The following is a 25,935-nucleotide window of genomic DNA, read 5'->3' as shown; positions in this document are numbered from 1 at the left end:
TCTTGATCCAGGGTTCTTTTAGGTTTGCTTATTGGGGTATTGCCGTCAGGCCTTGAGCAGCGCGTCGAGCTTTCCGGCGCGCTCCAGGGCGAACAAATCATCACAACCGCCCACGTGGGTGCTGCCGATCCAGATTTGCGGCACGGACGTACGTCCGGCCTTCTGGGCCATCGCAGCGCGCACCTGCGGCTTGCCATCGACCTTGATCTCTTCGAAGGCCACACCTTTGTTCTCGAGCAGGTACTTGGCTCGCGAGCAGTAAGGGCAGTAATCGCTGGAATAGACGACGACGCTACTCATATCACTTCACCAGCGGCAGATTGTCGGCTTTCCAGCTGGAGATACCGCCGGACAGCTTGGCAGCGGTGAAGCCGGATTTCATCAGTTCGCGGGCGTGGGTGCCGGCGGTCTGGCCCATGGCGTCGACCAGGATGATGGTCTTGGCCTTGTGCTTTTCCAGTTCGCCAACGCGGGCGGCCAGTTTGTCCTGGGGAATGTTCACCGCACCGACAATGTGACCGGCGGCGAAATCCTTGCTCGGACGAATGTCGACCACGACGCCCGCGTCCTTGTTGACCAGGCCGGTCAGTTCGCCGGTGCTCAGGCTGCGGCCGCCGCCCTGCATCTGATAGGCAATCAGCAACGCCAGCAGTACGACGAAAATACCGACGAGAATGTAGTGGTTAGTGGCGAATTGAATCAGGTGAGCAACCATCGAAGGAGGTTCCAGGGCGTTAAAATGTCGGCCAGTATACACAGCCACTATGGTGGGCCAAACCCCGTCCGGCGGTGACGTGGCCGGAACTTCGCTTTAAACTGCGACTCCCTTTTCCATTACCCCTTTTACCTCAGCCACGAGTGGATTCCATGACTACCACGCCTAAACCTTTGGTCCTGATGATTCTCGACGGCTTCGGTCACAGCGACAGCCCCGAATCGAACGCCATTTTCGCGGCGAAGAAGCCTGTACTGGATCGTCTGTGGGCCACTGTGCCGAACGGCCTGATTTCGGGCAGCGGCATGGACGTTGGCCTGCCGGATGGCCAGATGGGCAACTCCGAAGTCGGCCACATGAACCTGGGTGCCGGCCGCGTGGTGTATCAGGACTTCACTCGGGTCACCAAATCGATCCGTGACGGCGAGTTCTTCGAAAACCCGACCATCTGCGCTGCCGTGGACAAGGCCGTCGCCGCTGGCAAAGCCGTGCATTTCATGGGCCTGCTGTCCGATGGCGGCGTGCATAGCCACCAGGATCACCTGGTCGCCATGGCCGAACTGGCCTTCAAGCGCGGCGCTCAAAACATCTACCTGCACGCCTTCCTCGACGGCCGCGACACTCCGCCGAAAAGCGCGCAATCGTCGATCGAACTGCTCGACGCGACCTTCCAGGCCCTGGGCAAAGGCCGGATCGCCAGCCTGATCGGCCGTTACTACGCCATGGACCGCGACAACCGTTGGGACCGCGTGTCCCAGGCCTACAGCCTGATTGTCGACGGCCAGGGTGAATTCAACGCCGCCACCGCTCAGGAAGGTCTGCAAGCAGCCTACGAGCGCGGCGAGAGCGACGAGTTCGTCAAAGCCACCTCCATCGGTGAGCCGGTGAAAGTCGAAGACGGCGATGCCGTGGTGTTCATGAACTTCCGCGCCGACCGCGCCCGCGAGCTGACCCGCGTGTTCGTCGAAGACGACTTCAGTGAGTTCGAGCGTACCCGCCAGCCGAAACTGGCCGGTTTCGTCATGCTGACCCAATACGCCGCCAGCATCCCTGCGCCATCGGCCTTCGCCGCCGGCAGCCTGGAAAACGTGCTGGGCGACTACCTGGCGCAAAACGGCAAGACCCAGCTGCGTATCGCCGAAACCGAAAAATACGCCCACGTGACCTTCTTCTTCTCGGGCGGCCGCGAAGAACCGTTCCCGGGCGAAGAACGCATCCTGATTCCGTCGCCGAAAGTCGCTACCTATGACTTGCAGCCGGAAATGAGCGCACCGCAAGTCACCGATCGCATCGTCGACGCCATCGAAAACCAGCGTTACGACGTGATCGTGGTCAACTACGCCAACGGCGACATGGTCGGCCACAGTGGCGTGTTCGAAGCTGCGGTCAAGGCCGTTGAATGCCTGGACCTGTGCGTGGGCCGCATCGTCGACGCCCTGGAAAAAGTCGGCGGCGAAGCCTTGATCACGGCTGACCACGGTAACGTCGAGCAAATGTCCGACGAAACCACTGGCCAGGCGCACACCGCACACACTTCCGAGCCGGTGCCGTTCATTTATGTCGGCAAGCGCGACCTGAAAGTCCGCGAAGGCGGTGTGCTGGCGGACGTGGCGCCAACCATGCTGAAGTTGCTGGGCCTGGAACAACCGGCGGAAATGACCGGGACTTCGATCCTGGTGTAACCGGGATATCCCCAACACCGAAAAACCCTGTGGGAGCGAGCCTGCTCGCGAATGCGTAGTGTCAGCCAACATCAATGTTGCCTGAACCACCGCTTTCGCGAGCAGGCTCGCTCCCACATTGGTCTTCAGTGTTTTGCAGGCCAGTTATCACACAGTCAGAAATGGGCATTTTTTTTGCCGCCCATGGCGGGCATACTAGGCCGTCCCTTTCCCTGGTGCCGCCCGCCCCTATGCTTCGCGTCCTGATAGCCCTAGCTCTGACATGCCTGCTCCAACCGGCCTTTGCTGACGAGCGCGCAGAAACCCAACAACAGTTGGACGCCACGCGTCAGGACATTGCCGAGCTGAAGAAACTGCTGGGCAAGCTGCAGGAAGAGAAGTCCGGTGTGCAGAAAGAGCTCAAGGGCACCGAAACCGAAATGGGCAAGCTCGAGAAGCAGGTCGAAGCCCTGCAAAAAGAGCTTAAGAAAAGCGAAGCCGAGCTGCAGCGCCTCGATGCAGAGAAAAAAAAACTCCAGAGCGCGCGCACTGAACAGCAACGACTGATCGCCATGCAGGCCCGGGCGGCCTACCAGAACGGTCGCCAGGAATACCTCAAGCTGCTGCTCAACCAGCAGAACCCCGAGAAGTTCGCCCGAACCCTCACCTATTACGACTACCTGAGCCAGGCTCGCCTGGAGCAGTTGAAGAGTTTCAACGAAACCCTGCGCCAACTGTCCAATGTCGAGAAAGACATCGCGATGCAGCAGGCGCAACTGCTGGTGCAGCAAAGCAGCCTCGACACCCAGCGTGGCGAACTCGAGAAAGTCCGCCAGGAGCGTCAGCAAGTCCTAGCCAAACTCAATGACGATGTAAAGGCTCGCGATCAGAAACTGGCGGCGCGCGAGCAGGATCAGGCAGACCTGTCTAAAGTCCTTAAAACCATTGAAGAAACTCTGGCCCGCCAGGCCCGTGAGGCAGAAGAAGCGCGGCAAAAAGCGCTGATTGCCCAGCAGGAAGCCGAAAAAAAGCGTTTACGTGAGGCCCAGGCGCTGGCGGATGCCAACGACGACGCCCCACGCAAACCGGTCAGATCGACTCCCGGCGCACTCGTTTCCAGTTCCGGCGAGACCTTTGGTGGCCCGTTTGCATCAACCCGCGGCAAACTTCCCTGGCCTGTCGATGGTCGACTGCTGGCGCGCTTCGGTGAAAACCGTGGCGATGATGCCCGGACCAAGTGGGATGGCGTGATGATCGGCGCGTCCGCCGGCAGTGCGGTGCATGCCGTACACGGTGGTCGCGTGGTGTTCGCCGACTGGTTGCGCGGCGCCGGGCTGCTGGTGATTCTCGACCACGGCAACGGTTATTTGAGCCTGTACGGTCACAACCAGACGCTGCTCAAGTCTGCAGGTGACGTTGTAAAAGCCGGTGAGCCTATTTCCACTGTCGGTAACAGTGGCGGGCAGGATACACCAGCGCTGTATTTCGCAATTCGTCAGCAGGGTCACCCAAGTGACCCGGCACAATGGTGTCACGCGCAAGGATAAGCGCGTCGCCTAATTCAGGAGTTCGTTTGACATGCTGCATTTGTCCCGCCTTACCTCGCTGGCCCTGACGATCGCCCTGGTGATCGGCGCGCCTTTGGCGTTTGCCGCTCAACCAGCGCCGACGGTTGCGCCTGCGGGCACTGCTGCGACCACCAAGGCGCCACTGCCTCTGGACGAGTTGCGCACTTTTGCCGAGGTGATGGACCGAATCAAGGCCGCCTATGTCGAACCGGTAGACGACAAGACCCTGCTGGAAAACGCCATCAAGGGCATGCTCAGCAACCTCGATCCGCATTCGGCCTACCTCGGCCCTGAAGATTTCGCCGAGCTGCAGGAAAGCACCAGTGGGGAATTCGGCGGCCTGGGCATCGAAGTCGGCGCCGAAGACGGCTTCATCAAAGTGGTGTCGCCCATTGACGACACTCCAGCCTCCAAGGCCGGCATTCAGGCCGGCGACTTCATCGTCAAGATCAACGGCCAGCCCACTCGTGGCCAGAGCATGACCGAAGCCGTCGACAAGATGCGCGGCAAGATCGGCCAGAAAATCACCCTGACCCTGGTGCGCGACGGCGGCACGCCGTTCGACGTGACCCTGGCCCGCGCCGTCATCCAGGTCAAGAGCGTGAAGAGCCAGTTGCTGGAATCGGGCTACGGTTACATCCGCATCACCCAGTTCCAGGTCAAGACCGGTGAAGAGGTTTCCAAGGCCCTGGCCAAGCTGCGCAAGGACAACGGCAAGAAGCTCAAGGGCATCATTCTCGACCTGCGCAACAACCCGGGCGGGGTGTTGCAGGCGGCGGTGGAAGTGGTCGACCACTTCATCACCAAGGGCCTGATCGTTTACACCAAGGGCCGCATCGCCAACTCCGAGCTGCGTTTCTCTGCCACCGGCAAGGACGAAAGCGAAGCCGTGCCAATGGTCGTGCTGATCAACGGCGGCAGCGCCTCGGCTTCGGAAATTGTCGCCGGCGCCCTGCAGGACCAGAAACGCGCGGTGCTGATGGGCACCACCAGTTTCGGCAAAGGCTCGGTGCAAACCGTGCTGCCGCTGAACAATGAACGCGCATTGAAAATCACCACGGCGTTGTATTACACGCCGAACGGCCGCTCCATCCAGGCCCAGGGCATCGTCCCGGACATCGAAGTGCGCAAGGCCAAGATCACCAGCGAGCAGGACGGCGACTACTTCAAGGAAGCTGACTTGCAGGGTCACCTGGGCAACGGCAACGGCGGCGCCGACAAACCGACCGGCTCCAGCGGCAAAGCCAAGCCAATGCCACAGGATGATGACTACCAACTGGCCCAGGCCCTGAGCCTGCTCAAAGGGCTGAGCATCACGTCCGGCCGTTGAGATGCTTCTGCGGTTGCTGATTGCTCTGTTGTGCTGTCTGGCGGGTGTTGCTCATGCACAACCCGCCGGATCGACGCCCCACAAAGCCTACCTGACCCTGATCATCGATGACCTGGGGCAGAACCTGCCCCGGGATCGTCGCGTGCTGGCCCTGCCCGGCCCGGTCACCACGGCGATCATGCCCGACACGCCCCACGCCACCGAATTCGCCCGCGAAGCCCATCGCGCCGGCAAGATCGTCATTTTGCACATGCCCATGGATCCGGCCACCGGACCGTTCGCATGGCATCCCGAGCTGCCCATCGATGAACTGGAAAAACGCCTGAACGCCGCGTTCAAAATGGTCCCGTACACCAGCGGCATCAACAATCACATGGGCAGCCGCATGACCGCACAACCAGCCGCCATGGCCTGGTTGATGGCGGACCTGCAACGACGGCACAAGTTCTTCGTCGACAGTCGCACCAGCGCGCAGACCGTGGCCGCAGCCGAAGCGCAGAAGATCGGTCTGGCGAGTGTGTCGCGGGATGTGTTTCTCGACGATGAACGTACTGAAGCAGCGATCTTCACCCAGTTGCAGGCTGCAATCAGCCTCGCGCGCAAGCAGGGTTCGGCAGTGATGATCGGGCACCCGTATCCACAGACGCTGGCTGTTTTGGAGCGAGAACTACCGAAGCTGAAGGCTCAGGGGATTGAGTGGATTGATATCAAGCAGATGATCAGTGTGCGCGGCAATCGGGCGACGGCTGCCCATGGCAAGGATGGCGTGTACCGGTAACTCGCTCCCACATTGAATAGTGCCAGGCACAGGACTTGGCGATTGGATTTAGAGATACTGCGCCATGATCTCCTCCACCCGTCCTTCTTTGCGCATCTGATCCAGCGCCGCCTGGAGCTTGGCCACTGTCTCGTCCGACACGTCCTTGTTCAGTGCCAGGTACAGTTCGGCACTGTTGAAGCGCAGTACGGTTTTCAACCCGTTAACCCCTTCCTGGCGCGCCAGATAGCGCCCCGCCGGGTCACCCGTGGCCCACAGGTCGATCTGACCGTTGACCAGCTTCTTCGCATTATCCTGATCGCGCAGCACGACGATCGGATTGAGTCCCTGCTTGGCCAGCGTCTCGGCGATCGCATCGCCCTTGTAGGCACCAATCTTGTATTTACGTGCGTCGTTCAGGCTTTCGAGGGTGATCTTGCTGTCAGCCTTGGCCAGCATGATCCAGTCGTCCGGGCCGATGGGACCAACCCACTTGAATAGCTTTTCGCGATCTGGCAACCGCGCCATGACGAATACGCCGTAGCCGGGTTTCTCGAGGGTGAGTTTGTAGATTCGCTCCCAAGGAAAACGCAGCGTCAGGCTGTAGTTAATGTCGGCGCGCTTGAAAATCTCGCGGACGATATCGGTGGCGATGCCATTGATGTTCTCGTCCTGAGCGAAGTTCTTGCCGTTCTTCGCCATGTTGTACGGCGGGAAGTTTTCAGTCAGCAGCACCAAGCCGGTATCGGGACTGTCTTTAGCGTGCGCCCCGGTGACCAACAAAAGGGAAGCACTGGCGAGGGCTAGAAGGAGGCGTCTAAGCATGTCTGGCTACCGAAATCCATGGCGTACCCAAGAGTGCCTTGAGCCCGCCATGATGTCCACTGGCCTGTATCGGTTTGTTTAACGCATCACGATTCCGCGATGGGCCATATAGGCCTTGGCTTCCTGCACGGTGTATTCGCCGAAGTGGAAAATACTCGCCGCCAATACCGCGCTGGCGTGACCTTCGATAATTCCATCGGCCAGGTGTTGCAGGTTGCCGACGCCACCGGAGGCGATCACCGGAATGCCCAGCGCATCGCTGATGGCACGGGTAACGCCCAGGTCGAAACCGTTTTTCATGCCGTCCTGGTCCATGCTGGTCAGCAGGATCTCACCGGCGCCCAGGCCTTCCATCTTCTTCGCCCATTCAACCGCATCGAGACCGGTTGGTTTGCGACCGCCGTGGGTGAAAATTTCCCAGCGCGGAGTTTCGCCCGGCCCGGAAACCTTCTTCGCGTCGATGGCAACGACGATGCATTGCGAACCAAAATGCTGCGCGGCTTCGCCAACGAACTCCGGGTTGAACACCGCTGCCGTGTTGATCGAAACCTTGTCCGCACCGGCATTGAGCAAGTTGCGGATGTCCTGCACGGTGCGTACGCCGCCGCCCACGGTCAGCGGGATGAACACCTGGCTGGCCATGCGTTCTACGGTGTGCAGCGTGGTGTCGCGGCCATCGACGCTGGCAGTGATGTCGAGAAAGGTAATTTCGTCGGCGCCCTGCTCGTCGTAGCGACGGGCGATTTCCACCGGGTCACCGGCGTCGCGGATGTTTTCGAATTTCACACCCTTGACCACCCGGCCGTTATCCACGTCCAGGCAAGGGATGATGCGTTTGGCCAGCGCCATGGTCAGTCCTCAGCCTTTGTACGAATCGCAGAAAGCTTGCGCTTCAGCGACGTCGAGGGTGCCTTCGTAGATCGCACGACCGGTAATGGCACCAATGATGCCTGGCGCCTTGGCGTCGAGCAGGGTCTTGATATCACCCAGGTTGTGGATACCGCCGGAAGCGATCACCGGAATCGAAGTGGCGGCGGCCAGCGCGGCAGTGAACGGTACGTTGCAGCCCTGCATCATGCCGTCTTTGGCGATGTCGGTATAAACGATCGCGGATACACCGTCGGCTTCGAACTGCCTGGCCAGGTCGATCACCTGCACGGTGCTGATTTCAGCCCAGCCATCGGTGGCGACGAAACCGTCCTTGGCGTCCAGCCCGACAATCACCTTGCCCGGGAACGCGCGGCAGGCTTCGGCGACGAAGGCCGGATCTTTCACGGCCTTGGTGCCGATGATCACGTAGCTCACGCCCGCTTTCACGTAGTGCTCGATGGTTTCCAGGGAACGGATGCCGCCGCCGATCTGGATCGGCAGATTCGGGTAGCGCCTGGCGATGGCGGTGACCACTTCGCCATTGACCGGCTGGCCTTCGAATGCGCCATTCAGGTCGACCAGATGCAGACGACGGCAACCGCCCTCCACCCACTTGGCAGCCATGCTCACCGGGTCATCGGAGAACACTGTGGAATCTTCCATGCGGCCCTGGCGCAGACGAACACAGGCACCGTCTTTAAGATCGATAGCGGGAATAATCAGCATCTGGCAAACCTTCAAATTTGAATGTTCAGCTTGGCTCGGAAATCAGTTTTTCTCGAGCGCCCACAGGTCGCTTTCAATGCTTTCGAACCTCTCTTTGAGGTGCGCCTGCACATCGAAAATCGCCCTGTTGTAATAGTGCGGAGCAATTTCGCGGGTAAACAGCTCAAGAATTTCGGCCGCTTCGAACGAACCCAGGTCCAGTTCGAAGCGATCCTCCATGAACCGCTTGATCTTGCGATTCGCCTCGTTCTCCTGTTCAGGAGTGAGGGTCAGGATCGGCGGCTTGGTTTTCTTGGCTGCCATTTACCAACGACCGTCCCACGCAGCGAAGTTCTGCAGCAGCTGCAGACCATGGGTATGGCTCTTCTCCGGGTGGAACTGCACAGCGAAACGCGAGCCTTCGGCCAGCGCCGCGGCGAAATCGACACCGTAGTGACCGCCACCCACCACCTGCCGCGCGTTGGCGGCAGCGATGTAGTAGCTGTGCACGAAGTAGAACCGCGCCAGGTCCGGAATGTCGTGCCACAGCGGGTGACTCACCTTCTGCTTCACTTCGTTCCAGCCCATGTGCGGGACTTTCAGGTGCTCACCGCCCTCGACCAGATCCTTGCCGAAGAACTTCACCTGGCCCGGGAACAGACCGATGCAGTCGACGCCGTCGTTCTCTTCGCTGGTGTCGAGCAAGGCTTGCATGCCCACGCAGATCCCAAGGAACGGACGGTCCTGGCTGACTTCACGTACCAGCGAATCGAAGCCGAGGCGACGGATCTCCGCCATGCAATCGCGAATGGCACCCACGCCGGGGAAAACCACCCGGTCGGCCTCGCGAATCACGTTCGCATCGCTGGTGATCAGGACCTTGCCGGCACCGACGTGCTCGAGGGCCTTGGCCACCGAGTGCAGGTTGCCCATGCCGTAATCGATAACCGCGACTGTCTGCATTACAGCACGCCCTTGGTCGAAGGCATTTGCCCGGCCATGCGGTCATCGAGCTCGACGGCCATGCGCAGGGCGCGGCCGAAAGCCTTGAACACGGTTTCGATCTGGTGGTGGGTGTTGTGCCCACGCAGATTGTCGATGTGCAAGGTAACGTTGGCGTGGTTGACGAAGCCCTGGAAGAATTCCTGGAACAGGTCAACGTCGAAGCCGCCGACGGTGGCACGGGTGTACGGAACATGCATCTGCAGGCCAGGGCGGCCGGAGAAGTCGATGACCACACGCGAGAGCGCTTCATCGAGCGGCACGTAGGCGTGACCGTAGCGACGGATGCCTTTCTTGTCGCCGATGGCTTTGGTGAAAGCCTGGCCGAGGGTGATACCGACGTCTTCCACGGTGTGGTGATCATCGATATGCAGGTCGCCCTTGCTGACAATATCCAGGTCGATCAGCCCGTGACGGGCGATCTGGTCCAGCATGTGCTCAAGAAAAGGAACACCGATATCGAATCGGGCCTTTCCGGTGCCATCGAGGTTGATCGAGGCTTTGATCTGGGTTTCCAGAGTGTCGCGCTCGACAGAAGCCTTACGTTCGGCCATCACCAGCTCCGCAAAATCATTGGGCGAAAAAGGCAACCATTATAGGGGCGCGGGCGCCAAACAGAAACACGAGAGCTGATATCGCTGACGGAATGAATCCGGGGGTGTTGGCGATGTACATGTCCATACAAGCGACCTGGAGGGAATACAAAACAGATGTGGGAGCGGGCTTGCTCCCACAGGTTTTGCATTTGCCTTGGTGTCAGTGGAACAGCACTGCAGTTTTTTGCAGGGTCACCCACACACCCCACGCCAACGGAATGCCCACCACCAACCAGGCTGCAACAGCCAAAGGCTTGGTACCGGCAGCCGCTTTCCATTCCAGCACGGTGCTGCTGTCAGCGCCCTTGTCATGGCCCAGCGCCTGTTCGGCGGCCAGTTCGGCGTCGGTCATGAAGTACTTGTCGGCCACCGGACGCACCAGCAGATTACACAGGAAACCCAGCACCAGCAGACCGGCGAGGATGTACAGGGTGATGTCGTACGCCGCTGCGCGCTCGACGCCGATGCTCAGTTGATATTCACGCAGGTAGTTCACCAGCACCGGCCCCAGCACGCCGGCAGCAGCCCAGGCGGTCAGCAGACGACCGTGGATCGCGCCGACCATTTGCGTACCGAACAGGTCCGCCAGATACGCCGGAACGGTCGCAAACCCACCGCCATACATCGACAGGATGATGCAGAACGCCGCCACGAACAGCGCGACGCTGCCCAGATGACCAAGGTTCGGAATCAGCCCGTACAAGGCAAAGCCCAGGGCGAAGAACACGAAGTAGGTGTTTTTGCGGCCCAGGTAGTCCGAGAACGAAGCCCAGAAGAAACGTCCGCCGATGTTGAACAGGCTCAGCAAACCGGTGAAACCGGCAGCGATGGCGGCGATCGAGGCCAGTTGCGAGGCGTCGAGCTGACCAAACGCCAGGTCACTGCCCAGCAACTTGCCGGCGAACACTTCCTGCAACAGCGGCGACGCCATGCCGAGGATGCCGATACCGGCGGATACGTTCAGGCACAGCACCAGCCACACCAGACGGAATTGCGGCGTCTTCCAGGCCACATTCACGTGAACATGACGATGAGTGATCATCGCGTTCGAGGCCTTTTTCACCGGAGCGGTCCAGCCTTCGGGCTTCCAGCCGGTTGGCGGAACGCGGTAGGACAGCGCGCCACCGATCATGAACACGAAGTAGATCGCAGCCATCACCAGGAAGCTCTGCCACACGCCGACGCTGGTTGGCGAAGCGAAATGCCCCATCAGCGCCGCCGCCAGCGGAGCGCCGACCATTGCGCCGCCGCCGAAGCCCATGATCGCCATGCCGGTCGCCATGCCGCGCTTGTCCGGGAACCATTTGATCAGGGTCGACACCGGCGAAATGTAACCCAGGCCCAGGCCGATACCGCCAATGACCCCGGAGCCGATCCACATCAGCCAGATCTGGTGGGTATACACCCCCAGCGCCGAAATCAGCAGACCGCCGCACCAGCACAGCGCCGACACAACGCCAGCCTTGCGCGGTCCGGCATGTTCCAGCCAGCCACCCCAGATGGCGGCCGAGCAACCCAGGAAGATGAAGAACAGGGTGTAGATCCAGCCGAGCATCGAGATCGGCCAGTCACACTGGGACGAAAAGACTTGTGCGATAAAACTCATGTCTGGCGCGCAGGCTACCGGAGCGGTGATGCCCAGCGCCTTGGACAGCGGCAGCCAGAACACCGAAAAGCCGTAGGCCATGCCGATGCACAAGTGGATGGCCAAGGCGGCCGGTGGTACCAGCCAGCGATTGAAACCGGGCTTGGCGATGATCCGTTCCTTGGACAGGAACGCAGGCGGGCTGGCACTGAAGCCGTCCGCCGTGATGCTCGTAGTCATTGTGTTTCCCCCAATTATCAGTAGGGTTCGCCAGCCACGGTCCACTCCCGGCCTTTATGCACGCAGGCATGACCGTTTTTTTTGCGGAGCACCTTGTTATGCGACAACAGGTCGCAGAAGGACGAACGAACGGGCAGAGGTTACCATCTGCAAGTGACAGAAAAACCAAACTGACATCACCTTTTGTACGTCATCTGATCTCTCTCGCCTCATGACCTCACAGGAATCACCATGCCGATCATTGTCGAGCCGCTGAACCACGCCACGTCCCAGGATCGGCAGGATCTGCAGAAGATCTACCTCGACGCTCCAGACTGGTTGTTCGCCCCGTTTTCCGGGGAAGCGCAGTTGATCGAAGACTGTTTGCGCGACGGCACACTGATCGCCGGGCGCTTCAATGATCGCCTGCTGGGCGCGGCCCGTTTGCAAAGGCACCAGGACGCCTGGTACTTGTCACAAATTTGTGTGCGAAAAATTACCCGTCGCCGTGGTGTTGCCGAGCGACTGGTGGCCGAAGCCCGGAAAATGGCCGAGCAATCGGGCATGACCCTGCGCTTGCTCGCGCCTGCCGGGCACCTGGAGGCACAGGCACTGGCCGCCAAACTGAAACTGCCGCTGGATGTACTGCCGCAGTGATCGCTGACCGGTCATCTATCCGGTGGCGCTATACTCCTCGGCTAAATTTTGAATTCGACTATCTACAAGGACTCGCCCATGAAAGCGTTCGGCAAAATCCTGGGTCTGGTACTTCTCGGGTTGTTGCTGATCATTGTGGCGCTGGGCTTTGCCCTGACCCACCTCTTCGATCCCAACGACTACAAAGACGAGATTCGCCAGATTGCCCGCGACAAGGCCCACATCGAGCTGACGCTCAATGGCGATATCGGCTGGAGCCTGTTCCCGTGGCTGGGCCTGGAGCTGCACGACGCCAGTGTCGCGACCCTGGTCAAACCGACCGAACCGTACGCCGATTTGCAGATGCTCGGCCTGTCGGTGCGCGTACTGCCGCTGCTGCGCCGCGAAGTGCAGATGAGCGACGTGCGCGTCGAAGGCCTGAACCTGCGCCTGAACCGCGACAAGGATGGCCACGGCAACTGGGAGGACATCGGCAAGGTGCCTGCAACGGCCAAATCCGCCGCGGCAACCAGCTCCCCGCCAGCCACTACCGAACCTGCGCCCGAAGCCAGCGTCGCGGCGGAGAAACCGCCTCAGCCGATCCGTCTGGACATCGACAGCCTGACCGTGAACAACGCACGGGTTGAATACACCGATGAACGAACCGGCAAGAGCTTCAGCGCCGAAAGTATTCAGTTGAGCACCGGCGCGGTTCACGACTCCGTCAACATCCCGCTCAAGCTCACGGCTTTCCTGTCTGCCAACCAGCCGGCACTGCGGGTTCGTACCGAGCTCAATGGTGAGGTGCGTATCGCACGTGCCCTGCAGCGTTATCAGTTCGAAGACATGAAGTTGTCCGGTGAAGTGACCGGCGACCCGCTGCAAGGCAAGACCATGACGTTCTCCGCCCAGGGCCAACTGGTGCTGGACAAGGCCGCCAACGTTGCCGAGTGGACCGGTATCAAGATCTCCGCCAACCAACTGCGGGCACTGGGTGAACTGAAGGTCAACGACCTCGACAAGACCCCACAGGTCAGCGGCGGCATCTCGATTGCCCAGTTCGACCTGGCGAAATTCGTCGAAAGCATCGGCCAGAAACTCCCGGCCATGGCCGAAGGCAGCCTGAGCAAAGTCGAGCTGGTCAGCCGATTGGCAGCGACACCGACCAGCCTGGCGCTCGACAACCTCAACCTGAAAGTCGACGACAGCACCTTCAGCGGCCGCATTGCCGTCGAAGACTTCGCCAAACAATCGCTGCGCGCTGTGCTCAAGGCCGACACCTTCAACGTCGACCGTTACCTGTCGCCGAAATCCGCCGAGGCCAATAGCGCCACGCAGGTCCGCCAGGCCGAAGTCGCCAGCACCGAAGCCGATGCCATGGCCGGCGTGGGCAACACACCACTGCCACCCGCGCCGACCAAGGACGCGTGGAGCAGCGAGCGTCTGTTGCCAGTGGAACGCTTGAGCAAGCTCGATGTGGACGCCGACCTGACCTTCGGCCAGTTGACCCTGCAAAAACTGCCGATCCATAACGCTGCGCTCAAGGCCACCGGCCAGGGCGGCCTGCTGACGCTGGCCAACCTGCGCGGCGATCTGTACGAGGGCAACTTCGAAACCGCTGGCACGCTCGATGTGCGCCAGCCAGTGCCGGCGCTGAACCTGCAGACAAAGATCAGCCGGGTACCGGCAGAAAAAATCCTCGAAAGCCAGGGCAAGAATCCACCGGTCAAAGGCCTGGTCACGCTCAACAGCAGCCTGACCGGCAACGGCAACAGCCAGAAAGCGTTGATCGAAACCCTCAATGGCAACGCCAGTATCGTCATCAACAATGGCGTGCTGCTCAATGCCAACCTTGAGCAACAGCTGTGCAAAGGCATCGCCACGCTCAACCGCAAAACCCTCAGCGGCGAGCCGCGGGGCAAGGACACACCGTTCCAGGAGCTCAAGGGCAACCTGACCTTCCGTAATGGCGTGGCCAGCAACCCGGACCTGAAAGTGCGCATCCCGGGCATGGCCGTCAATGGTGACGGTGACGTCGATCTGCGAGTGCTGGGCATGGACTACCGCGTCGGCATCATCGTCGAAGGCGATACGAGCGCCATGCCGGACCCGGCCTGTCAGGTCGGCGACAAGTTTGTCGGTATCGAGTGGCCACTGCGCTGCCGCGGCCCGCTGGAGCTGGGCGCCAAGGCTTGCCGCGTGGATAACGAACGCATGAGCCAGGTCGCAACCAAGGTGGCTGGCGACAGGATCAGCGAAAAAATCGAGGAAAAATGGGGAGACAAAGTCGACCCGAAACTGAAAGACGCGCTCAAGGAACTGTTCAAGCGATGAGAGCCGAGCAGTTTTCCACGGCGGTGCTGGAATGGTTCGACCGCCACGGCCGTCACGATTTGCCATGGCAGCAGGACATCAACCCGTATCGGGTATGGGTCTCGGAAATCATGTTGCAGCAGACCCAGGTCAGCACCGTGCTGAACTATTTCGACCGTTTCATGGCCTCGTTGCCCACGGTCGAGGCCCTGGCGGCGGCACCGGAAGACGAAGTGCTGCACCTGTGGACAGGCCTGGGTTACTACACCCGCGCGCGCAATTTGCAGAAGACCGCGAAAATCGTCGTCGAGCAGTACGGCGGCGAATTTCCCCGGGACGTGGAAAAGCTCACTGATCTGCCGGGCATCGGCCTGTCCACCGCTGGCGCGATTGCCAGCATCAGCATGGGGCTGCGCGCGCCGATCCTCGACGGCAACGTCAAACGGGTGCTGGCGCGCTTTACCGCACAAGAGGGCTACCCCGGCGAGCCGAAGGTCGCGAAACAGCTCTGGGCCAACGCTGAGCGCTTCACGCCACACGACCGGGTCAACGCCTACACCCAGGCGATGATGGACCTCGGTGCCACGCTCTGCACCCGCAGCAAACCGAGTTGCCTGCTGTGTCCGCTGGAAAAGGGCTGTGAGGCGCACATGCTTGGCCTGGAAACCCGTTACCCGATCCCCAAGCCGCGCAAGGCCATCCCGCAGAAGCGTACGCTGATGCCGATGCTCGCCAACGCCGAGGGCGCCATTCTGCTTTACCGTCGCCCCTCCACGGGCCTGTGGGGCGGCTTGTGGAGCCTGCCGGAGCTCGACGACCTCAACGACCTGCCGCACCTGGCATCGCAGCATTCGCTGGAACTGGGCGCACAACAGGCATTGCCGAGTCTGGTGCACACTTTCAGCCATTTTCAGTTATCCATCGAACCCTGGCTGGTTCAGGTCCAGGAGACCGGCCATCACGTGGCCGAGGCCGACTGGCTCTGGTATAACCTCGCCACCCCGCCGCGCCTGGGCCTTGCCGCCCCGGTCAAGACCTTGCTCGAACGCGCGGCCGCCGTATTGAACGCAGGAGAGTCGTCATGACCCGCACCATCATGTGCCGCAAGTACAAAGAAGAATTGCCAGGCCTGGAGCGCGCTCCCTTCCCGGGCGCCAAAGGCCAGGACATTTTTGACCACGTCTCGGCCAAGGCCTGGGCCGACTGGCAGAAGCACCAGACTCTGCTGATCAACGAAAAACGCCTGAACATGATGAACGCCGAAGATCGCAAATATCTGCAGGGCGAGATGGACAAGTACTTCTCCGGCGAGGACTACGCCAAGGCCGAAGGCTACGTGCCTCCGTCGGAATAACCCCGATTTATCGGGGGTCGGAACGTAAGCGACGGTAATAATTAAATTTTTTTTGAAAACTTGCTTGACGACCCCCTGAAAAACCCGTTTAATGCGCCCCGTTGCCCAGATAGCTCAGTCGGTAGAGCAGGGGATTGAAAATCCCCGTGTCGGCGGTTCGATTCCGTCTCTGGGCACCAAATACCGAAAACCCTGAATCGCAAGATTCAGGGTTTTTTTATGCCTTGAATTTGATGAGACACCAATCCAGTCACCCTCGAAGCAACAATTCCCATCTCCTGTCACCACGCCAGCGAGTACCCGTAATGGTTGCCGGGGCTGAGTCCCGAAAAGCGTCAGACGCTGGTGATCGACCCTTCCTGGCAGTCTCTCAGGTCTGTCGGAACGCTCTGTACGCTTTAACGGAAATGGATGACATACGCTGATCATCGGCTTGTGCAGAATCGAAAGAGGAGCTGCCGCATAACCGGGAGCAAATACACAGCAGAGCTATAGGCAATGACTGACGCCATCAAACCAGACGTCGAAACCGCCGAGTTTTTTACTGAACAGGAAATCAGAACTTTCAGCTTTGATATTCAGCAGTCAACACTGCTTCACAAGTTCGCCAAAAAACTGGCCGCCATCGGCGGGCCGCAGGCACCAGGAGCCAAGTCCAATGCGTCTCTGGCAGCCACTGAATTAAAGCTCTCGTTTTCGAAAAACCAATGCGAACTGCTGGACGCCTATTCCGATAGCCTTGTCTCCGTGTTGATTTTTGAAGGGCTGCAAAAAATCACCGATGCCAGCCCTCCAAGTGAACTACCAGATCTGGCATCCCTGGAAAATCGTTACGACATACTTTATCTGGCCGCCCGCAATCAGATTTTGTTGAAACTGGTGGATAACAGTGCCTTTGCCTATGACATGGACAATGAAGGAAAACTGGTTCGACTGGTGGCCAACTTCAAGGGCGGCGGACTGACCAAAATCCCTGCCGAGCCGGACATCAAAGAACTGAGTTCCCATTCCGGCCTCGCGCTTGGCCCGCATACAGAGGCGCCTTACTGGTGCGCCGTGAACTCGAAAGACGGGCACTCGCCCTCTCCATCGTCGCTCATACTTTCCGCCTTGTGGAACCCGAGCCTGGAGCCTACGCGAGTCATTCCACTGCCTCCCATACTCGAGAAAATTGGCGTCACCAACTGCCTCGCACTAACCACGGGTAACTTCCAGTTCACCCGTAGTGACTCCTTTGTCAATGGCAAAGGGGAAGATGGCCGCAACGTTTCGATTCTGGAATTCGACGACAAGACAGGATTCGCCGCCCGCTTTAACTCGTATCGCTTTTCGGTCAATGACAACGTCTCGACCTTTGTGAAAACGGCTTACACCGCCCTTTGCCAAGGCGTGGATGAAGCAACTCCGGTCGAATACACGCTGACCCAGGAATCGGCCATCGTCATCAACAACATCCGGGCTCTGCACTGTCGCGATGTCATCAAAGACAACAGGCGGGTCTTGGTTCGTATTTTCGGACTTTCAAAATTTTCTTCCCCCATCGTTGTTTCAGAGGACCCGTTAGTGCTGCAGGGCTGATTTTTATGTGATCAGGCTGCTGAACGACCAGTCATGTGATTACAGGTCAATAACCATAAAGAGAGAATGTAATGTCTTGGGATGTAATTGGCATGTTGGCGCTCGTCGCTTTTTGCGCCGGCTTTTTTGATGCGATTGCCGGTGGTGGCGGTTTGATCACCTTGCCTGCATTGTTCCTGGCAGGTGTAGATCCGATCAGTGCAATTGCCACCAACAAATTCCAGGCGGCTTCGGCAACTGTTTCGGCAACTGCAACCTTCGCTCGCAAAGGAATGATCGAGTGGCGCGAAGGCCGTTTCCTGATTATCTGCGGATTTATTGGCGGTGCCAGTGGTGCCTTGCTGGTCAGCTCTATCGATAAGCGCTATCTGGAAGTCTGCGTGCCTATCATGCTGATTCTGGTAGCCATCTATTTTGCATTCTCTCCAAAGCTGGCCAGTGAAGATCGACGCAAAAGAATCGGTGTTCTGCTCTTTTCGTTTACCGTGGCGCCGATCCTGGGCTTTTACGACGGCATATTTGGCCCCGGTGTGGGCTCATTCTTTATTGTCGGATTTGTCCTGCTCTGCGGTTTGGGCATGATGCGGGCCATGAGTTTTACCAAACTTGCCAACGCCTCATGCAATCTAGGCTCTCTGTCGGTCTTCATTACCAAAGGCGTGATTATCTGGCCGATAGCCATAGCCATGGCTTTGGCGGCCTTCGTCGGCGCCCAATTGGGTGCACGGGCCGCTGTCCGGGTCGGACCACGATTGATCAAACCCATGTTGATCGTGGTCTGCTGCGCCTTGGCCATCAAGCTACTCAGCGTAGAAACCAACCCTTTACGCGTTGCACTCATCCAGGCGTACGCGAGTGTTAAAAACGAAAAACCCTGAATCGCAGAGTTCAGGGTTCACTTGCGCCCCATGGTTCAGAGCCTCTCGTCAACTCGCATCCTTCCAGTGGAAAACCAGGCTACGGGCTTCACCGCTGCCAACATTGGCAACGTCATGCCGTGTTTCGCCGTTGCGCGTCGCAATGACTGTGTATTTACCGGCAGGCAGTTTCACGTAAACCAGTGGACCGGCGTCATTGAGCGTCAGCACCGTTTGCCCCGGGGCTTTCTGAATAACGACGCTCACGTCGGAAATGTATTCATTTTGCGATCCGACCGAGAACGTCATGTGCAGGTTATAGCCGGTGGTCTGCTGGATGGCCCTGGACTCATCCTCGCCGATACCGCCGGACAGGTAGGCGATGCCGTTTTGCTCCTGGCGCTGCACCACTACGCCAGCACTGTCGACTGGATCAAGGCTGACGGCGGGCGACATCGATGGAAACATCAGCACGCCGACGGCAGTGAGAGGCAACAGGAGTGAATGGAGGGGTTTCATGATGACGCCTCCCGGGTTCTGCAGAACCCAATGGTTACACCCTTTGGATTTCCGGGTGGAGTGAGGGGTTTTAGATTGATTTGGCCTGAGTACGAAACGTACTACACCATTTGTTCCTCAGCCCTCGCCCGGATTTAGACCCGTCCTGCCGGCGAATCCGGTATTTCCTGCCAGTTTCTCAGTAACGCCCGGCATCTTCGAAAGGCACTCACTGGTCATTCTCTTTCGCTGCTCAACCTGCTGCGGAAGACCTCATGACGGCCCTCACACCCAACGACACTCACGACCCCTATCTCGCATCACTACTTGGCAACCTTGGCAAATTGATCCATCAGGCACGTCAGAAGGCGCTTCGGGCGGTCGATACCGTTCAAGTGCAGACCTGTTGGCAGATCGGGCGACATATTGTCGAGTTCGAGCAGGAAGGGGCTCGGCGGGCGAGATATGGCAAACGCTTACTGGCCACTTTAGCGAAGGTGCTCAGTGCCGACTTCGGCAAAGGTTTTGACGAGCGCAACCTGCGTTACATGCGGGATTTTTATCAAACTTTTCCAATTTGGAACGCAGTGCGTTCCGAATTGAGCTGGACCCACTACCGCCGCCTGCTTCGGGTCGACAACGACAGCGCTCGTCTCTGGTACATGAACGAATCAGCCACCCAAAACTGGTCAAGCCGCGCCTTGGAACGCCAGATCAACACACTGTATTACGAGCGCCTGCTGGCAAGCCGCGATCGCGGCAGCGTCAAGCAGGAAGCCGCCACCCACATTCAGAACATGAAAGCCAGCCCTCGGGATTTCATCCGTGATCCGGTAGTGCTGGAGTTTCTTGGTTTACCTAATGCCGGAAAGCTTCAGGAAAGCGAGATCGAACAAACGTTGATCGAACAACTGCAAGGCTTCTTGCTGGAGCTGGGCAAGGGCTTCGCGTTCATTGCCCGCCAGCAACGCATCAGTACCGACAGCAAAGACTTCTACATCGATCTGGTGTTCTACAACTACCTGCTCAAGTGCTTCGTCATCTTCGATATCAAGCGCGGTGAACTGACCCATCAGGATGTGGGGCAGATGGACATGTACGTACGCATGTACGACGACCTGAAACGCGGCGTGGAAGACGGCCCCACTGTCGGCATCATTCTGTGTGCGCAAAAGGATGAATCCGTGGTGCGTTACTCGGTGCTTGAAGGAAACGAACAACTGTTCGCCAGCAAGTACAAGCTTGTCCTGCCAACTGAGGAGGAGCTCCGTAACGAGCTGGATCGGGAACGGGCGGCACTTGAAGAGCGGCTGCTCGATCAACCCCTGCGTTGAGGCGAACGGATTGTTCATCAACGCCATGAAGACTATCGTTGGCAGCTACCCGCAAAGGACTGACGCCAATGAATTTGCCGGACACGCCTTCACTAGCCCCCAATCATACCGAGTTGCCACGGCCGACTACCACGCCCGGTAAACCGTTCAAGGAAACCGCCTCGGACGGTTTCATCCTCGGCGGCTTCACCTGGCGGCACCCTTCTCGGGACGCCGCCCGCCCGGTCGTAATCATCAATGCCGCCACCTCGGTCCGTTGTCGCCATTACTCGCGCTTTGCCGACTACCTGTTCGCCCACGGTTTCGATGTCATCACCTATGACTACCGCGGCATCGGCGAGTCGCGGCCAGCATCGCTCAAGGGACTTCAGGCCTCATGGACCGATTGGGGCACGCTGGATTTCGAGGCGATGCTCAAGCGCGGACAGCGTGAGTTCCCCGAGCAGCCGATCAATGTGGTCGGCCACAGCTTTGGTGGCTGTGCAGCAGGCCTGGGAGCCTCCGGACAACTCATCCGGCATCTGGTGACGGTCGGCGCACAATTCGCTTACTGGCGCGACTATGCGCCCGCTCATCGCTGGCGGATGTTCGGCAAGTGGCATGTGGTGATGCCGCTGGTGACGATGCTGTGCGGCTACTTCCCCGGCAAACGACTCGGCTGGCTGGAAGACACACCTGCCGGTGTAGTCCGCGACTGGAGCACGCCCACCGCTCGCTACGAGAAGCGCCCAAGTGGCCAGGAGATCCATGTCAGGAACTTCGCCGCCGTCACCGCAAAAGCCCTGGCCATCAGCATCAGCGACGATCCCTATGGCACGATCCCGGCGATAGAACGCCTGCTCGCCTACTTCACCGGCAGCACAAACACCCACCTGCGCATAGCCCCAGAAGACATCGGCGAAAAAGAAGTTGGGCATTTCGCCTTTTTTCGCAGCGCATACCAAGCCACACTATGGCCCATTGCATTGTCCTGGCTGCAAAACGGCGAGCTGGCCCCCGGCACACCCGGGCGAACGGTGCCACGCAGCTGAGCCACCCGCCCCTTTCAACGGATTACGGAACAACGACCATGGCCTCCGCCAACAAACAGCACAAACGCGCCTCCCGCGCCAAGGCCAAGGCCAAGCAGAACCGCACCCAGCGAGCTGCCGCACCGGTCGAACTGGACCCGAACGATGATCGCATCGACTTCGAATCGGTGGACCTGACCGAACTGTTCAAGAAAATGATCGACGCCGAAAAGACCAGCCAGCAAGCCATGTGCACGGCCTTCCTCGAAGACCCGCTGCTGGAACTGGTGTACGAGCAGGAAGGCGAAGAAGGCGCGATGGACTTCATCCTTGCCGCGCTGATCGAGTATCGCCAATGGTCCACTGAAACCGACGAGACCGGCGCCCTGGCGTGGATCGAATCACCGGCCTTCCAGGCTGACTACGTGGCGGCGTCCGACGCCATTGCCGCGCAAACCCAACAGAAACCGAACTGAGTTCCCATGGCCTCCCTGAACAAGCAACAGAAACGCGCCAAACGCGCAAAAGCCAAAGCCAAGCAAATCCGCATGGTCGGTCGTAAACCCCTGGCACTGGACAGCGACCTGGATCTCCCGGAGCCGATCCCGGAATACACCCTGGCGATGTTCAGCAAAATGCGCGACGCGGAAGCCATCAGCCGCAGCGAAATGCTCTCCGTGCTGCTGACGGATCTCGCCTTCATCATCATCGACCATCCAGAACTGCTGGACATGGAAAACGCCGACGACGAAGGCATGGCAGCCACCCACCTGGCCGCCGACATGCTGATCGACTACCGCATGTGGGCCGACGGCATGGACCGCGACGCTGCCCAGGCATGGCCGAGCGACCCGCAGTTCATTACTGACTTCGGTGACGCACTGGACGTCTACCGCCAGTCGCTGGATACGTCGGAAGAACTAGCCGAGTAAAGGTTACGACTCAAACAAAAACGGCCGCTTGTCATCACTGACAGCGGCCGTTCTGCGTTACGCGGTATGGATCAGTTCAACACCACCGCGCCACTTTTTTCCAGCTTGCGACGACGATCCACGATCAAACCGGCAGCCACCACCAGCACGCTGAGCAAACCGGTCGCGAGGATTTCCACACGATGGGCTTCCTGGAACAGCATGATGGTCAGGGCACCGACGATGAATGCGATCACCGCGTAGGTCAGGCCCGGGAACAGCCACATGCTGAAGACGATTTTCTCGCCACGAGCCATACGCTGTTTGCGCATGCGCAGTTGCGAAATCGCGATCACCAGGTACACCAGCAGCGCGATGGCACCGGAGCTGGCCAGCAGGAACTCGAACACCGCCGCCGGTGCCACGTAGTTGGCGAAGGTGCACAGGAACGCCGCGCCAGTGGACAGCATCACCGCCCAGTATGGCGTGCCACTATTGTTGGTGCGGGTGGACATGGCCGGCGCATCGCCGCGCTTGCCCAGGGAGAACAACATCCGCGACGAGGTATAGAGCGCCGAGTTCAGGCAGCTGGTCACAGCGACCAGTACCACGATGTCGACGATCATCTTGGCGTTAGGGATGCCCATGCGCTCAAGCACAGTCTGGTAAGAGCCCAGGCTTGCCAGTACCGGGTCGTTCCAGGGCACCAGGGCCACGACGATAAAGATCGATACGAGGTAGAACAAGCCGATCCGCCAGATCACCGAGTTGGTGGCCTTGGAGATTTGCTTGCCAGGGTTCTTCGATTCCGCGGCCGCGATGGTCACGATCTCGGTGCCCATGAAGGAGAACATGGTGGTCAGGATGGCACCCAACACTGCGCCCATGCCGTTTGGCAGGAAGCCCTGGGTGTCGAACAGGTGCGAAACACCGCTGACCTGGCTGCCCGGCAGGAAGCCGAAGATCGCCATGAGGCCCAGAACAATGAAACCGATGATGGCCAACACTTTGATCAGGGCAAACCAGAACTCGAATTCACCGTAGTTCTTCACGCTGAACAGGTTGGTCACGGTCAACAGCATGGTGATGACCAAGGCGAAGGCCCAGATGTCCACGCCAGGGAACCAGGCATGCAGGATAGTCGCGGCGGCGTTGGCTTCCAACGGGATCACCAGGACCCAGAACCACCAGTAGAGCCAGCCGATGGTGAAACCGGCCCAGTGACCGATCGCGCGATCGGCATAAGTCGAGAACGAGCCGGTGTCCGGCGATGCAACCGCCATTTCACCGAGCATGCGCATCACCAACACCACCAGCATGCCGGCGGCAGCGTAGGCCAACAGCACTGCCGGGCCTGCGGCCGCGATGGCGTGACCAGAGCCGACGAACAGGCCGGCACCGATAACCCCGGCAATCGACAGCATGGTCACATGACGCGGTTTGAGCCCCTGTTCGAGGCCGTTAGAGCTTTGGGTACTGCTCATTGAAACTACCTTTGTAAGGAAAAGCGAATGCGTGCATCCCGTTTGGATGTCCTTCTTGTAAAAAGAAATCAACGGGGTGTTCCGGAATCCGCACGCAATAATTGCGCCAAAATGTTTCAAAAGCGTCTACCCCGGCGATTTCGACCTGACCGGACAGTCATCGCAAGCCCTTGAAATTAATGGCACTTTGCCAAAACGTTACCCTGCGACTCACTTTGGGAACGAATCTGCGCACCGGAAACACACCTAAAAACGACACGGCGCACGATAAAAGTGCGGATCTGCCACATTCGGCCGGATAGCGCTTCCAACCCCCCGCCAAAGCTGGCAACATCGCGCCCTTTTTTGCGACAGCCACCGCGCTTTTTATCGACAGGCAAGGTTCAAACGGCTGTTCGGTTGTTGATGGGGCGACAGTCTGCTGCGCCGATGCGACAACCTGCCACACGCCAGCCGTTTACCGTCCGTAGCGCTGTTGGCTGCCATTGAAACGCTATGCTAGGTTGGCCGCCTCGCCAGGAAGGCCGCCAACAGCAGGAGCGCAACATATATGAGGAACGCACATGGCTGAGGCCACGCCCGCGCTTGAAATCCGCAACTTGCACAAACGCTACGGTTCGCTGGAGGTGCTCAAGGGTATCTCGCTGACCGCCCGCGACGGCGATGTGATCTCGATCCTGGGTTCTTCCGGCTCCGGCAAGTCCACGTTCCTGCGTTGCATCAACCTGCTGGAAAACCCGCACCAGGGCCAGATCCTGGTCGCCGGCGAAGAACTCAAGCTCAAGGCCGCGAAGAACGGTGAACTGGTGGCCGCCGACGGCAAGCAGATCAATCGCCTGCGCAGCGAAATCGGTTTTGTGTTTCAAAACTTTAACCTGTGGCCGCACATGAGCGTGCTCGACAACATCATCGAAGCCCCGCGCCGCGTGCTCGGCCAGAGCAAGGCCGAAGCCATTGAAGTCGCCGAAGCCCTGCTGGCCAAGGTCGGCATCGCCGACAAGCGCCATGCCTACCCCGCGCAACTGTCCGGTGGCCAGCAACAACGGGCGGCGATTGCCCGCACCCTGGCCATGCAGCCCAAAGTCATCCTGTTCGATGAGCCGACCTCCGCGCTTGACCCGGAAATGGTCCAGGAAGTACTTAATGTCATCCGCGCACTGGCCGAAGAAGGCCGCACCATGCTGCTCGTGACCCACGAGATGGGCTTCGCCCGCCAGGTTTCCAGCGAAGTGGTATTCCTCCACCAGGGCCTGGTAGAAGAGCAAGGATCGCCACAGCAGGTGTTTGAAAACCCGCTTTCGGCGCGCTGCAAACAATTCATGTCCAGCAACCGCTAACGGAGCTATCCACATGCAGAAGTACAAAAAGGTCTTCCTGGCTGCCGCCGTCACCCTGGCATTCAGCGCCGGTGCCATGGCCGAAACCCTGAAGATGGGCATCGAAGCGGCTTACCCGCCGTTCAACAATAAAGATGCCAGTGGCAATGTCGTCGGCTTCGACAAAGAGATCGGCGACGCCCTGTGCGCCAAGATGAAAGTCGAGTGCGCCGTGGTCACCTCCGACTGGGACGGCATCATCCCGGCCCTGAACGCCAAGAAGTTCGACTTCCTGATCTCCTCGATGTCGATCACCGACGAGCGCAAGCAAGCGGTGGACTTCACCGACCCGTACTACTCCAACAAGCTGCAGTTCATCGCCAAGAAAGACGTCGACTTCAAGACCGACAAGGATGCGCTGAAGGGCAAAGTGATCGGCGCCCAGCGCGCGACTCTGGCCGGCACCTGGCTCGAAGACAACATGCCGGGCGTTGAAACCAAGCTCTATGACACCCAGGAAAACGCTTACCTCGACCTGACCTCGGGTCGTCTGGACGGCATCCTGGCCGACAAATACGTCAACTACGAGTGGCTGAAAAGCGACGCTGGCCGTGGCTACGAGTTCAAGGGCGATCCGGTGGAAGAAAGCGACAAGATCGGTATTGCCGTGCGCAAGAAGGACCCGATCCGCGAGAAGCTGAACGCCGCGCTCAAAGAAATCGTCGCTGACGGCACCTACAAGAAAATCAACGACAAGTACTTCCCGTTCAGCATCTATTGATTCTGACTGCCTGACCGGCGCCGCCGTTTG

General features: G+C 59.3%; 27 protein-coding genes and 1 tRNA gene. 17 read left to right on the top strand and 11 right to left on the bottom strand.

The features are described 5' to 3' along the window. Window positions 1-45: 45 nt before the first annotated feature. Window positions 46-300, bottom strand: coding sequence for a glutaredoxin 3 (gene grxC / locus CAF65_RS20325; protein ID WP_008018956.1), 255 nt, complete (start codon window positions 298-300; stop codon window positions 46-48). A gap of 1 nt (window position 301) precedes the next feature. Continuing rightward, window positions 302-715, bottom strand: a complete 414-nt coding sequence (locus CAF65_RS20320) for a rhodanese-like domain-containing protein (RefSeq protein ID WP_085717887.1) — start codon at window positions 713-715, stop codon at window positions 302-304. Between the two features lie 152 nt (window positions 716-867). Between CAF65_RS20320 and gpmI the strand changes: the two genes are divergently transcribed. The 4 genes from gpmI to CAF65_RS20300 all read left to right on the top strand — a co-directional run bounded on the left by gpmI (window position 868) and on the right by CAF65_RS20300 (window position 6,052). After that, window positions 868-2,397 carry a 2,3-bisphosphoglycerate-independent phosphoglycerate mutase gene (gene gpmI / locus CAF65_RS20315; protein ID WP_085717886.1) on the top strand — a complete coding sequence of 510 codons (1,530 nt, stop codon included), beginning with the start codon at window positions 868-870 and terminating at the stop codon, window positions 2,395-2,397. A 230-nt stretch (window positions 2,398-2,627) separates the two neighbouring features. Beyond that, entirely contained in the window at window positions 2,628-3,923 is a 1,296-nt protein-coding gene (locus CAF65_RS20310) for a murein hydrolase activator EnvC (RefSeq protein ID WP_085717885.1), read from the top strand. 31 nt (window positions 3,924-3,954) lie between these two features. Continuing rightward, window positions 3,955-5,274 carry a S41 family peptidase gene (locus CAF65_RS20305; protein ID WP_085717884.1) on the top strand — a complete coding sequence of 440 codons (1,320 nt, stop codon included), beginning with the start codon at window positions 3,955-3,957 and terminating at the stop codon, window positions 5,272-5,274. Between the two features lies 1 nt (window position 5,275). Beyond that, complete coding sequence (locus tag CAF65_RS20300) at window positions 5,276-6,052, top strand: divergent polysaccharide deacetylase family protein (RefSeq protein ID WP_085717883.1); 777 nt, start codon at window positions 5,276-5,278, stop codon at window positions 6,050-6,052. A gap of 48 nt (window positions 6,053-6,100) precedes the next feature. Here CAF65_RS20300 and CAF65_RS20295 read toward each other — a convergent pair whose 3' ends face one another. The 7 genes from CAF65_RS20295 to CAF65_RS20265 all read right to left on the bottom strand — a co-directional run bounded on the left by CAF65_RS20295 (window position 6,101) and on the right by CAF65_RS20265 (window position 11,854). Then, a complete protein-coding gene (locus CAF65_RS20295) occupies window positions 6,101-6,856 on the bottom strand; it encodes an ABC transporter substrate-binding protein (RefSeq protein WP_085717882.1) in 756 nt (251 codons plus the stop codon). Window positions 6,857-6,934: 78 nt separating this feature from the next. After that, on the bottom strand, window positions 6,935-7,705 hold the full coding sequence (gene hisF, locus CAF65_RS20290) for an imidazole glycerol phosphate synthase subunit HisF (RefSeq protein ID WP_007972752.1): 771 nt from the start codon (window positions 7,703-7,705) through the stop codon (window positions 6,935-6,937). Window positions 7,706-7,714: 9 nt separating this feature from the next. Next, entirely contained in the window at window positions 7,715-8,452 is a 738-nt protein-coding gene (gene hisA, locus CAF65_RS20285) for a 1-(5-phosphoribosyl)-5-[(5-phosphoribosylamino)methylideneamino]imidazole-4-carboxamide isomerase (RefSeq protein WP_085717881.1), read from the bottom strand. A gap of 42 nt (window positions 8,453-8,494) precedes the next feature. Further along, window positions 8,495-8,755: a DUF2164 domain-containing protein gene (locus CAF65_RS20280; protein WP_085717880.1), complete on the bottom strand. Its 261-nt coding sequence runs from the start codon at window positions 8,753-8,755 to the stop codon at window positions 8,495-8,497. Next, window positions 8,756-9,394, bottom strand: a complete 639-nt coding sequence (gene hisH / locus CAF65_RS20275) for an imidazole glycerol phosphate synthase subunit HisH (RefSeq protein ID WP_085717879.1) — start codon at window positions 9,392-9,394, stop codon at window positions 8,756-8,758. Next, window positions 9,394-9,987: an imidazoleglycerol-phosphate dehydratase HisB gene (gene hisB / locus CAF65_RS20270; RefSeq protein ID WP_003186751.1), complete on the bottom strand. Its 594-nt coding sequence runs from the start codon at window positions 9,985-9,987 to the stop codon at window positions 9,394-9,396. Before hisB ends, hisH begins: the two co-directional genes overlap by 1 nt. A 202-nt stretch (window positions 9,988-10,189) precedes the next feature. Continuing rightward, complete coding sequence (locus tag CAF65_RS20265) at window positions 10,190-11,854, bottom strand: OFA family MFS transporter (protein ID WP_085717878.1); 1,665 nt, start codon at window positions 11,852-11,854, stop codon at window positions 10,190-10,192. A 231-nt stretch (window positions 11,855-12,085) separates the two neighbouring features. Between CAF65_RS20265 and CAF65_RS20260 the strand changes: the two genes are divergently transcribed. From CAF65_RS20260 to CAF65_RS20230, 7 genes are all read left to right on the top strand, one after another. Beyond that, the gene (locus tag CAF65_RS20260; RefSeq protein ID WP_085717877.1) at window positions 12,086-12,490 is read left to right on the top strand and encodes an acetyl-CoA sensor PanZ family protein; all 405 of its coding nucleotides are present in this window, start codon (window positions 12,086-12,088) and stop codon (window positions 12,488-12,490) included. Between the two features lie 78 nt (window positions 12,491-12,568). Then, window positions 12,569-14,803, top strand: a complete 2,235-nt coding sequence (locus CAF65_RS20255) for an AsmA family protein (protein ID WP_085717876.1) — start codon at window positions 12,569-12,571, stop codon at window positions 14,801-14,803. Continuing rightward, entirely contained in the window at window positions 14,800-15,867 is a 1,068-nt protein-coding gene (mutY, locus tag CAF65_RS20250) for an A/G-specific adenine glycosylase (protein ID WP_085717875.1), read from the top strand. Before CAF65_RS20255 ends, mutY begins: the two co-directional genes overlap by 4 nt. Further along, window positions 15,864-16,136, top strand: a complete 273-nt coding sequence (locus CAF65_RS20245) for an oxidative damage protection protein (protein ID WP_007972770.1) — start codon at window positions 15,864-15,866, stop codon at window positions 16,134-16,136. The genes mutY and CAF65_RS20245 overlap by 4 nt, the downstream gene beginning before the upstream one ends. Before the next feature lie 103 nt (window positions 16,137-16,239). Further along, a tRNA-Phe gene (locus tag CAF65_RS20240) sits at window positions 16,240-16,315 on the top strand. A gap of 319 nt (window positions 16,316-16,634) precedes the next feature. Further along, window positions 16,635-17,714, top strand: a complete 1,080-nt coding sequence (locus tag CAF65_RS20235) for a hypothetical protein (RefSeq protein WP_085717874.1) — start codon at window positions 16,635-16,637, stop codon at window positions 17,712-17,714. A 71-nt stretch (window positions 17,715-17,785) separates the two neighbouring features. Beyond that, window positions 17,786-18,592 carry a TSUP family transporter gene (locus tag CAF65_RS20230; RefSeq protein ID WP_085717873.1) on the top strand — a complete coding sequence of 269 codons (807 nt, stop codon included), beginning with the start codon at window positions 17,786-17,788 and terminating at the stop codon, window positions 18,590-18,592. Between the two features lie 48 nt (window positions 18,593-18,640). On the opposite strand, the gene CAF65_RS20225 is transcribed toward CAF65_RS20230, so the two are convergent. Continuing rightward, complete coding sequence (locus CAF65_RS20225) at window positions 18,641-19,090, bottom strand: hypothetical protein (RefSeq protein ID WP_085717872.1); 450 nt, start codon at window positions 19,088-19,090, stop codon at window positions 18,641-18,643. A gap of 254 nt (window positions 19,091-19,344) precedes the next feature. Here CAF65_RS20225 and CAF65_RS20220 point away from each other — a divergent pair, with 254 nt between their 5' ends. The 4 genes from CAF65_RS20220 to CAF65_RS20205 all read left to right on the top strand — a co-directional run bounded on the left by CAF65_RS20220 (window position 19,345) and on the right by CAF65_RS20205 (window position 22,345). Continuing rightward, the gene (locus CAF65_RS20220) at window positions 19,345-20,403 is read left to right on the top strand and encodes a YhcG family protein (protein WP_085717871.1); all 1,059 of its coding nucleotides are present in this window, start codon (window positions 19,345-19,347) and stop codon (window positions 20,401-20,403) included. A gap of 68 nt (window positions 20,404-20,471) precedes the next feature. Next, window positions 20,472-21,434, top strand: coding sequence for an alpha/beta fold hydrolase (locus CAF65_RS20215; RefSeq protein WP_085717870.1), 963 nt, complete (start codon window positions 20,472-20,474; stop codon window positions 21,432-21,434). Between the two features lie 38 nt (window positions 21,435-21,472). Beyond that, window positions 21,473-21,889, top strand: a complete 417-nt coding sequence (locus CAF65_RS20210; protein ID WP_085717869.1) for a hypothetical protein — start codon at window positions 21,473-21,475, stop codon at window positions 21,887-21,889. A 6-nt stretch (window positions 21,890-21,895) separates the two neighbouring features. After that, window positions 21,896-22,345: a hypothetical protein gene (locus CAF65_RS20205; RefSeq protein ID WP_085717868.1), complete on the top strand. Its 450-nt coding sequence runs from the start codon at window positions 21,896-21,898 to the stop codon at window positions 22,343-22,345. 71 nt (window positions 22,346-22,416) lie between these two features. On the opposite strand, the gene gabP is transcribed toward CAF65_RS20205, so the two are convergent. Next, window positions 22,417-23,808 carry a GABA permease gene (gabP, locus tag CAF65_RS20200; protein ID WP_085717867.1) on the bottom strand — a complete coding sequence of 464 codons (1,392 nt, stop codon included), beginning with the start codon at window positions 23,806-23,808 and terminating at the stop codon, window positions 22,417-22,419. A 563-nt stretch (window positions 23,809-24,371) separates the two neighbouring features. Here gabP and CAF65_RS20195 point away from each other — a divergent pair. Both CAF65_RS20195 and CAF65_RS20190 read left to right on the top strand, forming a co-directional pair. Further along, complete coding sequence (locus CAF65_RS20195) at window positions 24,372-25,145, top strand: ABC transporter ATP-binding protein (RefSeq protein WP_007972784.1); 774 nt, start codon at window positions 24,372-24,374, stop codon at window positions 25,143-25,145. Between the two features lie 13 nt (window positions 25,146-25,158). Continuing rightward, window positions 25,159-25,905, top strand: coding sequence for an ABC transporter substrate-binding protein (locus CAF65_RS20190; RefSeq protein WP_085717866.1), 747 nt, complete (start codon window positions 25,159-25,161; stop codon window positions 25,903-25,905). Window positions 25,906-25,935 lie beyond the last annotated feature (30 nt).

Origin of the sequence: Pseudomonas sp. B28(2017) (genome assembly GCF_002113025.1) — a bacterium.
Lineage (GTDB): Bacteria > Pseudomonadota > Gammaproteobacteria > Pseudomonadales > Pseudomonadaceae > Aquipseudomonas.
The sequence above is the reverse complement of the archived record's forward strand: the minus strand, read 5'-3'. Positions and strand labels throughout refer to the sequence as shown.